The following is a 13,976-nucleotide window of genomic DNA, read 5'->3' on the forward strand; positions in this document are numbered from 1 at the left end:
TATTTGATAATTTATACTGCGGATTCAAAGCAGTTTAAAGGCAATGCCGTAACATAGCGCACCCAGTAATGTGGATAAGACGATACTACGGGTTTTATAAAAACAGGCTGTCAGCGTAATAAAGCCTATTAAGGTTGGCAGCAGCTTTTCGTGATGTGCGAGAATATCCGGCACGCTGGAAACAATCAGCAGTGCACAGATGGAGGCAATGCCAATGCTATCAAGCAACAGGGCTTTTTTGCCGCGCTGTAGCGAGCCGGAAGCGCGTGAGGCGCTCAGCCGCAGAGGCAGATAGCGGAAGAGGTAGTTCACCAGCCCGACAATCAGCCCGATAAGAATGACTTCTGTACTCATGTGTTCACCTGTGGCGTGGCAGGGTTAACCAGTGAAGCCAGGCAGCCGCTGAGAATGCCGAACAGTATTGCGGCTGGGATGGAGGAAAGCAGCAGACCAAGCAGTGCGCCGCCGAGTGCGCAGGCGACGACCAGACTCTGTTTCCGCCTGAAGGATGCGAGTAAAAAACTCAGGAACAGTGCGGGCAGCATGAAAGACAGCGCCGCTTCAACGGCAGGGTAATCATTCAGCGGGCCGTTACCGAACACGGCTCCGATCACCGTGCCGAGCACCCATGAAAGCCACGCCAGCAGTGATACACCCATCATCCAGTCTTCTGACCAGCGTCGGTTATCTTTCGCCAATCGGGTAGCTGCCGCAGTAAAGACTTCATCCGTCAGGCCGAACGCCCACAGTGCGGTTTTCCTCGTCGGCAGCCGTTGTGCAATGCGATGCCGTAACGCGGGCCCATACAGCACATGGCGGACATCCATCGCCATGACGGTCAATGCCGCCACCCAGATGGACATGCCCGCGCTGAGTAGGGCGGTGATGACGAACTGGCTGGCGCCGGCGTAAATGATGCAGGAAAGGAAAATGCCTTCCAGCGGGGTAAACCCTAGCTTGACGGCGTTCATGCCAAACGCGAATGCCACGGGCATGTAGCCGATAACAATCGGCAGGCTATCAAATACGCCTTCGCTAAAAGATGCAGATTTTGTCGGTGCAGGTGATGCGGGTGTAGTTGGTGTCTTCACTGGCTTGATGTTTTTTGTACTTAAAAGGAATTAACCGGTAACACTAGCAAAGCATTACCGGAATTTCACGTTATTACGGAACGGGCGTGATAGTCTCTGGCGGAATCTTCTCATGAGAAATTGTCTCACATGAGAGGGTCTCAACCGTGATAATTAAAAATGCGATAGTTGCAATGCGAAGGTCTACAGCGCCGCCATCGCTTCCTGCGTTTCGTGATGATGGCTTCGCCACCACACCAGCAGGTTCAACAGACTGATAATACCGCCAGCGGCACAGACGCCCAGCCAGCCCCACTGCTGGTAAGCCGAGGCTGAAAGGAGCGATCCCAGTGCGCCGCCGATAAAATAGCTGGTCATATAGCCTGCCGTCAGGCGATTACGTGCTTCGGGCATCATACGGTAGATCACGCTCTGGTTGGTCACGTGTACACCCTGAACCGCCAGGTCCAGCACGATAATACCAATGAGCAGCGCTGCTACGGAATGAATACCGAGCGCGATAAAGCCCCATGATAGCAAAAGCAGGATAATCCCTACGCTGGTGGTCGGCTTGGCCTTGCCCTGATCGACTAAACGCCCAGCGCGTGATGCTGCTAAGGCTCCGGCCGCACCGACCAGTCCAAACAGGCCGATAACGCCTTCGGAATAGCCGTATGGCGGAGAGGCCAGCAGGAAGGCCATTGACGTCCATAGCATGCTGAAATTGGCAAAGGACAGACAGCCCAGGATGGCACGCGTGCGCAGCAGCGGTGTGGCAGAGAACAGGCGGAAGATTGAGACGAGCAATTGCGGATAATTCAGCGTGTTTTGCTGAGGAATGCGCGGCAATGCCCGCCACAGAACCAGCGCCATGATGACCATCAGCGTGCTGGCAACCCAGTACACGGTGCGCCAGTCACCGAGTGAAGCAAGCGCACCCGCGACGGTACGCGCCAGCAGAATCCCCAGCAGCAGGCCACTCATAATCGTGCCGACGACTTTACCGCGTGTTTCCGGCGTCGCCAGCGTCGCGGCGAGAGGCACCAAGAGCTGTGCGACAACGGAGAACAGCCCGGTTAATGCCGTACCGGCAATCATGATCCAGAGCGTGGGGGCAGAGGCGGTGATCAGCATCCCACCCGCGGCGAGTAGCGTCATGCCGACAATCAGCGTTCGGCGTTCAAACATATCCCCCAGCGGCACCAAAAATAGCAGGCCGACGGCATAACCCAGCTGTGCGGCGGTGACAATGAACCCTGCCTGATTAACGGAAAGCGCAAAGACTCTGGCAATGGTCTCCAGCAGCGGCTGGGCATAATAGTTACTGGCGACGGCAAGGCCGGTCGCGACAGACATAATCAGGGTCAAAGACAGGCTAAGCCCCGGTTGTGGCTGAGGTGATACAGATTGTTGCTGAAGAGGCATAGTGTGAACGTTAATATGATGTTAAAAGCAGAAGGTATAGTATCCGGCAGAGCCTAATGAGATACCAGAATATCTTTACGCTTCTTAAGTTTGTTTTGTTTTTCCTGAGATTGATTTAGCTTATCGCCAGCGTCATAACATTATCGACAGGGGACATTATGTTTAAGCATTATCAGGTGTTTAAGAAAAAAAGCGTTGCAGTGTTAATGGGATGTGCATTTCTTCCCGCGGCACTGTGGTCGATGGGCGCGCAGGCGGTCACGGCCGTCTACGTCTCTGCTGCCACTGATGGCGCTATTGATGCCTACACACTCAATACGCAAAGCGGCGAATTAACCGCTATTGGGAAAGCAGCCGCTGGCGCGAAAGTGATGCCGATGGCCGTTAGCCCGGATAAATCCTTCCTCTATGCCGCCACACGCGGTATTCCTTACTCGGCGGTTAGCTATAAAATCGATCCTAAAAGTGGGACGCTGAGCCCGTTAGGCAAAGCGGAATTGCCGGACAGCATGGCTTACATCTCGACGGACCGCACTGGAAAGTGGCTGTTCAGCGCCTCGTACGGCGGTAATAAAGTCGCGGTTAATGGCATTGATAAAGATGGCAAAGTGAACGCGAGTGTCGCCACCGTGGTGCCAACAGGCGAGAAGGCACACAGTATTATTGCCGATCGCAAAAATAAGTTCGTTTTTGCCAGCAACCTGGGCAGCGACCAAATCGTACAGTTCCGGTTTGATGCGAAAACCGGCACGCTGACGCCAAATGAACCAGCAGAAATTACGCTGCCTAAAGGAAACGGGCCGCGCCATCTGGTGTTATCACCCGATAATAAAACGCTCTATGTGAGCAATGAACTGTCTGGCAAAGTCGCGCGTCTGGCGCTGAATGAAAAGACGGGGCAGCTTACGTTACTGGATTACACGGACACCGTGCCAGCCGATGCGGGGATGCGAGCGGGAACCATTACGCCGGATAAAAATAGCACCGACAGCCGCCCACAGATATGGAGCGCTGATTTACGTCTGACGCCAAATGGACAATTCCTGTACGTATCGGAACGCACCAAAAGCACGATTACGCTGCTGCGGGTAGAACCGAAAACCGGACAACTGCAATACATTACGCGCTACCCGACAGAAACGCAGCCGCGCGGCATTCAGATCGATCCAAGCGGGAAATTCCTGATCGCCAGCGGTGAAAAATCGACGTCGTTGTCGGTGTATCGTATCAATCAGGATAACGGGGATTTAGTGCGAGTCGGGCAATTCCCGACCGGAAAAGGGGCGAACTGGGTTGAAATCGTCAACCTGCCGTAATTATCGCCCATCAATGAAAAACACCCCTTTCCTGTGAAAGGGGCGTTCGTCTACCGGTGATTATTTCGCGGCATCGGCAGCGGTTTTCACCCAGCCGTCAAACAGCTGCTGGTGGGCTTTGATCCAGCCATCAACATGACGTTCGATATCCTTCTGTGAACCCTGACCTTCGTGCATACGTAGGTTCTGCGCATTCACATCCGCAATCGGCAGCTTCATGATAGCGAACAGCTTCGCCGCTGCTGGGTTTTTCTCGGCCCAGGCTTTATTCGCGGCAATCTTCATCGTGTTAACGGGGAAGCCATAGTCGGCACCGTTTGGCAGCTTGGTGCTGACATCTTTCATTTCACCCGGTTGAGAAGAGAAAGGTACCTGCAACCAGACTACGTCACGTCCCGGAACCAGCACATCACTCACCCAGTACGGCGTCCACGTGTAGTACAGAATCGGCTTGCCTTCTTTATAACGGGTGATGGTATCGGCAATCATCGCTGCATAGTTACCCTGATTATGTTCTACCGTGTCGGTTAAGCCATAGGCAGGAAGGTGGTGGTTGATGGCGGCTTCACATCCCCAGCCCGGCGTACAGCCCGTCAGGTCGGCTTTACCGTCGCCGTTGGTATCAAACAGCTTGGCAATTTTCGGATCTTTTAGCTGCGCAATATTAGTGATTTTATATTTTTCAGCCGTTTTTTTGTCGATCAGGTAACCCTGAGCGGCACCGGAGACATATTCACCCTGACGGTAGAATTTCGCATCCCCGCCAGCGGCTTTGTACTGGTCGGCGTGCAGCGGGTCCCAGTTAACCGCGATAAACGTTGCATCGCCGGAGGCGATCGAGGTGTAGGCCACGTTGTAGTCCACTTCACGGGGGGATTGCACGTCATAGCCTAGCTTTTCCAACGCTCGGCTGACCAGCAGCGTCTGGAACGTTTCCTCGGAGATGGTGCTTTGCACCGGAATAACGGAAATACCTTTACCAGGTTGCGCAGTGTCTGCGGCGTAAACCTGCGTACTCAACAGGGCGGTAGTCAGGGCGGTGGCCCAAAGTGTGGTGTTACGCATCATGATTCCCTCTGTTTTTATCGTGCGTTGAGATCGTAAATATTGCTGATAAAACGAATAGTGAATGTCGCCGCTTGTCTGACGTGTGCCAGACAAGCGGGACGAGCGTTATTGCTTGATGAAAGGACGGGTCAGCAGGCTAATCGGGCCGCTGGCGTACCAGCTTTTGTTGCCTTTGCTGCGGCGATCGCGTCCCAGAGACTGGGTAAGGCGGTCAAGAATAATGGCCAGAATGACGATCCCGACACCACCGACGGCAGCCAGACCCATATCCAGACGACCAATACCGCGCAGTACCATCTGGCCCAGACCGCCTACGGCGATCATCGAGGCGATAACCACCATCGACAGTGCCAGCATCAGCGTCTGGTTAACGCCTGCCATGATGGTTGGCATGGCCAGCGGGAGCTGAACCTTAAACAGCATCTGGCGCGGGCTAGCACCAAATGACTCGGCGGCTTCAATCAGGTCGGCTGGTACCTGACGAATACCCAGAATCGTTAAGCGAATAATCGGCGGCAGGGCAAAGATAATGGTCACCACGACGCCCGGCACATTACCGATACCGAACAGCATGACGATAGGTACCAAATAAACGAACGCGGGCGTCGTCTGCATGGCATCCAACAGCGGCCGGATGAACTTCGCAGCCCGTTCGCTACGTGCCAGCCAGATCCCGACGGGGAGCCCGATGAGCACGCAGAAGAACAGCGCAGTCAGCACCAGCGCTAACGTGATCATAGCCTGCGACCAGGCACCAATTGCGCCAATCGCAATGAGAGACAACAGGGTAGCCACGCCCATGCCGAGGCTGGACATCTGCCAGGCAATCAGCGAAAACACCAGAATGGCAATCGGCGCTGGCATACCCAGCAGGAATTGTTGAAAACCGCCCAGAATAAAATCAACTGGGACGCGAACGCCCTGAAAGACCGGTCTGAAGTGCAGCACAACCCAATCGATCCCGTGGGTGACCCAGCTGTCCAGCGGGATCAGCGTGTCTTTAAACGGATCGAGCAGGTTGAAATGCTCGGGCGTCGCCGGGGCGGAGCTGTTTAACCAGTCACTGCCGGATTGCGTAGCCTGATGCGCGGCATCGACAGAACCATCGGGTGCCGGTGAGGTGCTCCACGCATCGCCGCCGTTGGCGGGGGCATCCTGAGCAGGCGCGCCAGTGGACCAAGGGGCGCTCTGTGTTGCACTGTCAGGCGTAGCACCATCATTTGCTGGTGCAGAATCGGCTGGAGCGTTTTGCGAGCTGGCCGCCCACGGATCGTTTTGCTGTGCGTCATTAGCCTGCTCAGGGGTTGTACCTTGATCGGCCGTCTGGTTTTGTGCCGTGGTCGCATCCCACGGATTCGATGTTGATTTACTCATTGGTCACTCCTTCCTTATCCAGTGCCTGTAGCAGCATTCCTTTGGAAATGATGCCTATGTACTCATTGTTCTCGCCGATGACAGGGACGGCACAGGGAGCCTGTGCGACCTGAGAAATCAGCTCGTTGAGTGACATATCTGCGGGCACGGGAACAGGTTCGGGCAGTAACGCCTGTTCCAGCGGCTGCTGCTCTTTCAGCGCCAGCTTCAGTGAATCAATAGACACGATGCCAATGAAACGTTTCCCACCTTCCAGCACGTAGCCGTAATCACGGTCTTCATCCTGAAGGATCTTCAGCGCGGAACGCGGCCCCACGCCGGGGGTTTTACGAATCAAGGTGACCGGGCGACGACGGGCGATATCTTTGGCGCTAAACACGTGGCTGATATCGACACCGCGGAAAAAGGTGCGCACATAGTCATTGGCGGGGTTATTCAGGATTTCATCGGGTGTACCGACCTGAATCACTTCACCACCGTGCATGATGGCAATCCGGTCACCGATGCGCATCGCTTCATCCAGATCGTGCGAGATAAAGACGATAGTGCGTTGATGACGAGATTGGAGCTTGATCAACTCATCCTGCATTTCAGTACGGATCAGCGGATCGAGCGCGGAGAACGCTTCATCCATCAGCAGGATATCGGGGTCGTTTGCTAACGCACGCGCCAGACCGACACGCTGTCGCATCCCGCCGGACAGCTCATCTGGGTAAGACGCCGCGTAGGCTTCAAGCCCTACCTGTTGCAAGGCATCCAACGCTTTTTGCTCACGTTCCGCTTTCGGTACGCCAGCCAGTTCCATACCAAACGCGGTATTGTTGAGGATGTTCAGATGCGGCATGAGCGCAAAGGATTGGAACACCATACTGATCTTCTTGCGGCGCACGTCGCGCAGCGCGGTATCGGATATCTTGGAGATATCCTCGCCATCGATCAGTACCTGACCCCGAGTGGGTTCTATCAGACGATTGAGAAGGCGTACCATGGTTGATTTGCCGGAACCGGATAATCCCATGATGACAAATATCTCGCCTTCTTCAATGGCCAGACTGGCATCTTTTACCCCGACAGTAAGCCCTGTTTTTTCAAATACCTGATCTTTGCTCAGGCCTTTATCAATCAGTTTAAATGCTCTGTCTGGGTGCTCGCCAAATATCTTATAAAGATTCTTTACTTCAAGTTTAATTGCCATGAAATTATTGTTTTCCTGTGTCGTTTATAATTCTATAACGTAACCCTGATAATGATTAAACATAATCTACCCTACCATACTCAGATTCTGAGACAACCCTTTATTGCCTCAGTGAGGTCTCTCATTAGGTCAATATTAGCAATAGTGACAACACGATTATCGCTACGTTATCTTCATGATTTATGTGATCTTTATGATTTTTTATTTGAAGGGGAATTCTTTTTATAACAGTGCGTTACCTGTTGGTTATTACGTATTGGATTAGCGGCTGATATAACCTTTTCTGATTGTGAATACATCACCATTTATAGTGAATCCCATTAATCGAATAATAGGGTAAATAAATCACGATTTTTGTCTTATAGGCACCCGAATAGGCCGACGTAAGTACATTTTTTACTTATGCTATCTGTCGGTATTTTATACAGTATAGCAAAGATATAGTGGGTTAAATGATTGCATTAATTCCCACCAATAAATGAGAGTGTTCCGAATAATATATCTGTCATATTTAGAGGATAACGCCATCGGCAAGTGGGGATTTTTGAGTGTTTTTAAAAATTGCGAAGCAAAACCAGAAAGAGAAATAAGGACATTGTCACAAGAAAGGTATTTTGGTTATCTGCTCATCTGATTTCTGCTAAGGAAAAGCTAAAAGTGGTCACTTGGGAATACCATGATTTCGAAGACTATACAGGGAATGGTGAGTTGCTTATGCGTCAGTTTATCGTTGGTGGCATGGTATATGCCATTGGTTTCCAAAAACTCCAGTCAGCGGAGGAATTGCTTAATAAAGGGATTGATGAGAAACATAACATACCTGGTTTTCAAATGCCCCAGTCGGGTCTTTGGACGGTTGCTTTTGATAAAGTTGAGAATCAAGAGCGTTTGGAAGCTTATCGGCATGTTGAGCTCAATTCTGGGCAAATTCTAAAGGTGATTACGTCGGTTGCTAGAGCGATTTTTGACCACTACAATGTTTCCCGATCGGGGGCTTACTATTGGTGCGCAGCCCCCGACCTTTCAGGGAAAAGGAAAATCGATCTCGCGGATTTATATGATGGTTTACTGGGGTTAGCAGGGAAAAGCAGATTTAACATTCGTATCCCAGGTATGCAGTCATTTAATCGACTTGGTTCAGATAGGAGAAGCTATGTCATCCTCACACGATATTACGACGTTAAGTCTTCAGGAACAGGCATTTTTCGCCTTGGGGAAAAAGCTGCAAATGGCGGCGCGTGATGTGATAAAGCGTAAGCTGGCTTCTGGTGAATATGTGCTTATTGATGGCAAATATTATCTAGCCTCAGATGCGCCTAATTTGGCGGATAAGTAGATTAGTGGGAACTGAAACAAGCGCATAGTGATGGCGCTTGTTTCCTCCATTGTTACTCACTCATCAGGCTGACGTGGGCGGCGACAATGCGCCAACCTTCTGGCATTCTTACCCAGGTTTGCATTTGGCGGCCGATCTTCGCGCTGCCTGTGCGGGTAAATTCCGTGCTGGCGACGGCCATATCATGACCATAAGCGGTGATGACCGTATTACGCAGCGTTCTGTCCAGACCGGCAGAAGGGCGAGCGAGGCGAAAGGCTCGGATTTCCTCTATCCCGTACAGATTTTCTCCCGCACCGTAGCGCACTGTTTTTTCATCGTGCCAGAACAGTTCATCCAGCACCGCAATGTCATTACCCGTTAAGGCTTTCTCATAGCGATAGAACGCGGCGGTCACGTCAGCCAGCACATCCGGCTGATTGATATCGTCAGGCAACATATTTTCTTTCCTCATAAGATAACTACTCTAAATAATTCGAGTTTCAGGCAGGCGGCAAGGGAAGGCATCCCGATGAGCTTACACTGGTAAGTGATTCGGGTGACAAATCTGCCGGGAGCAGATTTGAACGCTGCTTGCAGCGGCCCTTTAGGGCGAGGCCCACTATGGGCCGAGTATTTGAGCGCAGCCAACGCACATGCAACTTGAAGTATGACGGGTATAAGTGATGCCCTGCTGCTCCAGCGCCCATGCCGTCCGCAGGCAAAGATCCTCGCGCCACGGTGCGGCAATAATCTGCACGCCTATCGGCAGGCCGCTCGCGGTCGTCATCGGTATCGTCACGACGGGCAGCCCGACAAAAGAGATCGGCTGCGTCAGCATGCCCATACTGGCGCGGACGGGTAGGTCGGTATCATTAATGCGCATGGTTTCCTGCCCGATGAGCGTGGCGGAGCAGGGCGTCGCTGGGGCGATCAGCAGGTCGGTGTGCTCAAACAGCGCCAGTGTCTGTTGACGGAAATCATTACGGAAGCGCTGAGCCTGCACATACCAAGCGGCGGGGATCATGGCGCCAGCCAGCAGCCGCTCGCGTGACAGGGGCTCGAAGCGCTCAGGCTGCGTGCGTAAGGCTGGCAGATACTGATTCCCCCCTTCGCTGGCCGACAGAATAAAGGCGGCGCTACGTGCCAGTGCGGCATCGGTTAGCGTCAGGCTGTCCTGTGCACCCAGCGCCTGTGCGATCTGGCGGACGGCGGTGTTGGCTTCCTCGCTGGCCCAGATGGAGAAATAGCCATCGAGCACTGCGTAGCGTAATCCGTCGCTGCCCGCTTCCAACTGTGCCGCGGTGTGCTGCGTTTCCCGCTTGGCCTGAAAACGATCGTGTTCATCACGACCCTGTAAGGCGTCGAACACCAGTGCCAGATCGTCTGCGCTACGCGCCATCGGACCGATATGGTCGAGGCTGGCGACAAACGGGTGGCTGCCGTGGCGTGATAAACGGCCAAACGTCGGCTTTAGCCCGAAAATACCGCATAGCGACGACGGCACGCGGATCGAGCCATTGGTGTCGCTGCCGAGCGTGAAGTTAACCAAGCCTGCTGCGACGGCGGCGGCCGACCCGCCAGACGATCCACCCGCGATGCGCTGTGTGTCGAGCGGGTTACGCGTCGCGCCATAATGGCTGTTTTCGGTGGTAAAGCCGTAAGCATAGGCGTCCATATTCAACATACCGGACAGCAGCGCGCCCTGACTGGCAAGCTGACGGATGGCAAAAGCATCCTGTGCCGCGGGGGGGCGCTGGCTGAGAAGCTCGGCTCCTGCCAACGTAGTTTCGCCACTGACATCAAACAGGTTCTTTACGGCGTAAGGTACGCCGGCCAGCGCAGGTAAGGTTTCCCCGCGTTGACGGCTTGAGTCGATGCGCTCAGCCTCTGCCAACATGCGTGTACTGGTAACGTGGGTATAGGCATTAATCGTAGGGTTGGTCTGTTCAATGGCGCCCAGCGCCTGCTGTGCAAGCTCCTTGGCGGAGAACGTGCCAGCCTGCAAACCTTGCTGAATCTGCCGGATAGATAACGCTGAAGGTCTATTCATAGCGGGTAGACTCATAGCGTATAAGCTCCTAGCGTATAAACCCCGGCAATTTCCTGATGCTCATCAAGAGGGAATTCCATTAACGGCTGCGCCATGGCGTTGATGCGGCTGAACTGAACTAACAGCTCCTGACGCCGCTCCTGACTCAGTTGCAGCGCCAGCAGCGTTTCCATGTGTTGAAGATAAGCGGCCAGCGTGTCGCTATCGATTGAGTGGGTCGTCATGCATATTCTCTCGGTTGATTCATGATTAGAAGCCAGCCGCGCTGCCGTTGCTGCGCGGATCGAAGGCACCTTCCAGCATGCCGTTGGTGTGGCGTACGATGGCACCCGCATGGCCGACCGTTTCGCTAAAGCTGCTCAACAGCTCGACGTCGTGACCGAGCTGGCGCAGGGCATCCACGGTTGCGGGTTTAAAGCGATCTTCGATTTTCAGCGTATCGGAAGTTTGTCCCCAGGTACGGCCCAGCAGCCAGCGCGGAGCGGTAATCGCCTGTTGTAGCGGCAGCCCTTGTTGGACGTGACGGATAAAGATGGCCGCCTGCGTCTGAGGTTGTCCGTCTCCTCCCATCGAGCCGTAGACCATGGTTCGCCCATCAGATAAACGTGCAGCGGCAGGATTTAAGGTATGAAACGGCTGTTTACCGGGCTCTAGCGCCAGTAAGTGTGCCGGATCGAGGCTGAACGAGGCACCGCGGTTCTGCCAGAGCACGCCGGTTCCCGGCAAGACCACGCCGCTGCCAAACTCGTGGTAAATGCTTTGAATGAAAGACACACACAGGCCGCTGCTGTCGCATACGCCCATCCAGACGGTGTCGCCGGGGCCTTTGCCTTCTCCCCATGGCGCGGCTTTTCGAGTATCGACCTGACGAGCCAGCACGCCGAGCGCATCGTTTTCCAGCAGCGCCTGAACGTCCTGCGTTATTTGCTTAGGGTCGGTAATGAAGCGGTCACGCAGGCCAAACGCCAGTTTGGTCGATTCGACAATGCGGTGGATCGTCTGGCTGTCATTCAGATCTTCCATGTCTAAATGATCGGTCAGGCCGAGAATCGCAAGCGACACCAGACCCTGCGTCGGCGGCGCGAGGTTATAGATATCGCCTTTGCTGTGCTTCAGCACCAGCGGCGTGGTGCGTTTGGCGCGGTAATTTGCCAGATCGTCCGCCGTCAGTGGCATACCAAGCTGCGCCATCTGTGCCGACAGCTGGGCGGCGACGGATCCGCGATAAAAGCTGTCCAGCCCTTCAAGGCTCAGCGTTGTCAGGGTATCGGCTAAATCCGGCTGCGTGAAACGGCTACCTGCGCGCGGGATATTCCCCTGCGGCATAAACAGCTGGCTAAAGGCCGGAAAATCGCTCAGCTCGTGGTAGCGCTGGGTGAGCGCATCCTCCTGAGACTGTGTGACGGGAATGCCGTCAGCCGCATAGCGAATCGCGTCAGATAGCAGACGCGCAAGCGGCATACCGTCTATTTCTTGTGAGTAGGCTAATTCTTGTGAATAGTTCAGCGCTTCCTGCCAGCCGCCGACGGTGCCCGCGACCGTCAGCGCCGCTTTGGGGCCCCGGTGTGGAATGCGACTTTCACCTTGATACCACTCACGGCAGGCCAGTGACCCCGCAGCCCCGCTGGCATCAATAGCAACGGGTTCGCCGTGTGGGGGCACAATCAGCCAAAAACCGTCGCCGCCGATCCCGTTCATATGTGGGTACACCACGGCAATCGTTGCCGCCGCTGCGACCATAGCTTCAATGGCGTTCCCGCCTTCGCGCAGAACGGCCAATGCGCTGGCACTGGCTAAATGATGAGGTGCTACCGCCATGCCCAGCGGGGCGGTGTTGCTTTGCATCATTTCAGGATTCCTTTTTTAAATATTATGTAGGGTAAGAGTTATTAACCTTAGCTATAAGCAAACGGCGTTCCAGTTTTTTAGTGCAGCAGAAAGTCCGCATGCGATGCCGGAAGGGGTACCTATATCATCCTGACAATCCTGTGCTATGTTCTGCGACATGAAACAAACGTTACAGCAAGCGCAACGGGTGAGAGACGATGATGCAAATAGATGAACGATTACGGGATCGCTACGGCGAACTTTCACCGCAGGAACAGCGCGTCGCGGATTTCATCTTCGATCACTTTGACGATTTAATTAGCTACAACAGCGCCGAGCTGGCGCGGCTGAGCGGCGTTTCCAAAGCGACTGTAAGTCGGTTGTTCAAACGGCTGGGTTACCCCAGCTACCGCGATATGCGCGATGAGCTCAGAACGCTGCGCCAGAGCGGGATGCCGCTGGCGGATAACCGGGATGTCGTGCAGGGGAATACCCTGCTGGCGCGGCATTACAAGCAGGAAATGGCGAACCTGACGCAGTGGATAAACCAGATTGACCCCGTGCAATTTGGCGCAGTGATTCAGGCGCTGATGCAGGCGCAGCGCCTGTGTCTGATTGGGCTGCGCAATAGCTATCCGGTGGCGCTGCACCTGCGCCAACAGTTGCTCCAGATTCGCCAACAGGTCACGCTGCTGACACAGCCGGGGCAGACGTTATCCGAAGAGCTGGTGGATCTCACCGCACAGGATGTCGTGATTGTGGTGGCTTTTCGCCGCCGCCCGCGTCTGATCCAGCCGCTGTTGGCACAGTTGCAAAAGCGCGGTGTGCCCGTTTTGCTGCTGTGCGAACCACAGGCCAGTACGCTAATGTCGCTGGCAACCTGGTCGCTGTGCGTCCCGCTGGACAGCGTCTCGGCGTTTGACAGCTATTCCTCTGCGATGAGTTTGGTGAATGTGATCAGCAATGCATTACTGCATGAAATGCTGCGTGACGGACGCCAACGCATCCACCAGATCGTGGATCTTTATGGTGAACTGGATGAGCTTGAGCAACGCTAATGGTGCGTTGGGATGGTGCTGGCGCACCTTGATGGTGCGTTTTAGCTGGTTGTTATATAGTCATGCAGATCGTTTCGGGCGTGATAGCACCGGATTATTTTTGTGACGTAGCGCTGTGGATTATTTCTCGTTGTTATCTGTTCATAGGCGTAAAAAATTATGATGAGAAACGTGGGGCATCCCGAATGAGCAGCATGGACGCTGCGAAAGCCTGTGCCGCGCCGGGAGCGCGTCACAGGCGGTTCGACAGGATGACACACGTTTCGAATGTACCG

13 protein-coding genes are annotated in these 13,976 nt (G+C 54.1%); 3 read left to right on the plus strand and 10 right to left on the minus strand.

Going from position 1 to position 13,976, the window contains the following annotated elements; all coding sequences use genetic code 11:
* Nucleotides 1-24: 24 nt before the first annotated feature.
* From ygaH to JFY74_05600, 3 genes are all read right to left on the minus strand, one after another.
* Nucleotides 25-354 carry an L-valine transporter subunit YgaH gene (ygaH, locus tag JFY74_05590; protein QQG29518.1) on the minus strand — a complete coding sequence of 110 codons (330 nt, stop codon included), beginning with the start codon at nt 352-354 and terminating at the stop codon, nt 25-27.
* Nucleotides 351-1,091: an AzlC family ABC transporter permease gene (locus JFY74_05595; GenBank protein QQG29519.1), complete on the minus strand. Its 741-nt coding sequence runs from the start codon at nt 1,089-1,091 to the stop codon at nt 351-353. The genes ygaH and JFY74_05595 overlap by 4 nt, the downstream gene beginning before the upstream one ends.
* A 183-nt stretch (nt 1,092-1,274) precedes the next feature.
* Complete coding sequence (locus JFY74_05600; GenBank protein QQG29520.1) at nt 1,275-2,495, minus strand: MFS transporter; 1,221 nt, start codon at nt 2,493-2,495, stop codon at nt 1,275-1,277.
* Between the two features lie 158 nt (nt 2,496-2,653).
* Here JFY74_05600 and JFY74_05605 point away from each other — a divergent pair, with 158 nt between their 5' ends.
* Nucleotides 2,654-3,811 carry a lactonase family protein gene (locus JFY74_05605; protein ID QQG29521.1) on the plus strand — a complete coding sequence of 386 codons (1,158 nt, stop codon included), beginning with the start codon at nt 2,654-2,656 and terminating at the stop codon, nt 3,809-3,811.
* A gap of 60 nt (nt 3,812-3,871) precedes the next feature.
* On the opposite strand, the gene proX is transcribed toward JFY74_05605, so the two are convergent.
* The 3 genes from proX to proV all read right to left on the minus strand — a co-directional run bounded on the left by proX (nt 3,872) and on the right by proV (nt 7,448).
* The gene (gene proX, locus JFY74_05610; protein QQG29522.1) at nt 3,872-4,876 is read right to left on the minus strand and encodes a glycine betaine/L-proline ABC transporter substrate-binding protein ProX; all 1,005 of its coding nucleotides are present in this window, start codon (nt 4,874-4,876) and stop codon (nt 3,872-3,874) included.
* A 108-nt stretch (nt 4,877-4,984) separates the two neighbouring features.
* Entirely contained in the window at nt 4,985-6,253 is a 1,269-nt protein-coding gene (gene proW / locus JFY74_05615) for a glycine betaine/L-proline ABC transporter permease ProW (protein ID QQG29523.1), read from the minus strand.
* On the minus strand, nt 6,246-7,448 hold the full coding sequence (gene proV, locus JFY74_05620) for a glycine betaine/L-proline ABC transporter ATP-binding protein ProV (GenBank protein ID QQG29524.1): 1,203 nt from the start codon (nt 7,446-7,448) through the stop codon (nt 6,246-6,248). The genes proW and proV overlap by 8 nt, the downstream gene beginning before the upstream one ends.
* Nucleotides 7,449-8,105: 657 nt before the next feature.
* On the opposite strand from proV, the gene JFY74_05625 reads away from it, so the two are divergent.
* Nucleotides 8,106-8,690, plus strand: a complete 585-nt coding sequence (locus JFY74_05625; protein ID QQG29525.1) for a hypothetical protein — start codon at nt 8,106-8,108, stop codon at nt 8,688-8,690.
* Between the two features lie 146 nt (nt 8,691-8,836).
* Here JFY74_05625 and hpxZ read toward each other — a convergent pair whose 3' ends face one another.
* From hpxZ to JFY74_05645, 4 genes are all read right to left on the minus strand, one after another.
* The gene (gene hpxZ, locus JFY74_05630; GenBank protein QQG29526.1) at nt 8,837-9,223 is read right to left on the minus strand and encodes an oxalurate catabolism protein HpxZ; all 387 of its coding nucleotides are present in this window, start codon (nt 9,221-9,223) and stop codon (nt 8,837-8,839) included.
* Nucleotides 9,224-9,385: 162 nt separating this feature from the next.
* Nucleotides 9,386-10,816 carry an AtzE family amidohydrolase gene (locus tag JFY74_05635; GenBank protein ID QQG29527.1) on the minus strand — a complete coding sequence of 477 codons (1,431 nt, stop codon included), beginning with the start codon at nt 10,814-10,816 and terminating at the stop codon, nt 9,386-9,388.
* 11 nt (nt 10,817-10,827) lie between these two features.
* On the minus strand, nt 10,828-11,040 hold the full coding sequence (gene hpxX / locus JFY74_05640; protein QQG29528.1) for an oxalurate catabolism protein HpxX: 213 nt from the start codon (nt 11,038-11,040) through the stop codon (nt 10,828-10,830).
* A 25-nt stretch (nt 11,041-11,065) separates the two neighbouring features.
* Entirely contained in the window at nt 11,066-12,664 is a 1,599-nt protein-coding gene (locus JFY74_05645; protein QQG29529.1) for a gamma-glutamyltransferase family protein, read from the minus strand.
* 197 nt (nt 12,665-12,861) lie between these two features.
* Here JFY74_05645 and JFY74_05650 point away from each other — a divergent pair, with 197 nt between their 5' ends.
* Complete coding sequence (locus tag JFY74_05650; protein QQG29530.1) at nt 12,862-13,701, plus strand: MurR/RpiR family transcriptional regulator; 840 nt, start codon at nt 12,862-12,864, stop codon at nt 13,699-13,701.
* Nucleotides 13,702-13,976 lie beyond the last annotated feature (275 nt).

Source organism: Pectobacterium carotovorum (assembly GCA_016415585.1).
In the GTDB taxonomy this organism is placed as follows: Bacteria; Pseudomonadota; Gammaproteobacteria; order Enterobacterales; family Enterobacteriaceae; genus Pectobacterium; species Pectobacterium carotovorum_K.

Bases quoted from the DNA above. Each gene is read 5' to 3' on its own strand.
- ygaH (QQG29518.1), bottom strand. From the start codon at position 354: ATGAGTACAGAAGTCATTCTTATCGGGCTGATTGTCGGGCTGGTGAAC.
- JFY74_05600 (QQG29520.1), bottom strand. From the start codon at position 2,495: ATGCCTCTTCAGCAACAATCTGTATCACCTCAGCCACAACCGGGGCTT.
- JFY74_05605 (QQG29521.1), top strand. From the start codon at position 2,654: ATGTTTAAGCATTATCAGGTGTTTAAGAAAAAAAGCGTTGCAGTGTTA.
- proX (QQG29522.1), bottom strand. From the start codon at position 4,876: ATGCGTAACACCACACTTTGGGCCACCGCCCTGACTACCGCCCTGTTG.
- proW (QQG29523.1), bottom strand. From the start codon at position 6,253: ATGAGTAAATCAACATCGAATCCGTGGGATGCGACCACGGCACAAAAC.
- proV (QQG29524.1), bottom strand. From the start codon at position 7,448: ATGGCAATTAAACTTGAAGTAAAGAATCTTTATAAGATATTTGGCGAG.
- hpxZ (QQG29526.1), bottom strand. From the start codon at position 9,223: ATGTTGCCTGACGATATCAATCAGCCGGATGTGCTGGCTGACGTGACC.
- JFY74_05635 (QQG29527.1), bottom strand. From the start codon at position 10,816: ATGAATAGACCTTCAGCGTTATCTATCCGGCAGATTCAGCAAGGTTTG.
- hpxX (QQG29528.1), bottom strand. From the start codon at position 11,040: ATGACGACCCACTCAATCGATAGCGACACGCTGGCCGCTTATCTTCAA.
- JFY74_05645 (QQG29529.1), bottom strand. From the start codon at position 12,664: ATGATGCAAAGCAACACCGCCCCGCTGGGCATGGCGGTAGCACCTCAT.
- JFY74_05650 (QQG29530.1), top strand. From the start codon at position 12,862: ATGATGCAAATAGATGAACGATTACGGGATCGCTACGGCGAACTTTCA.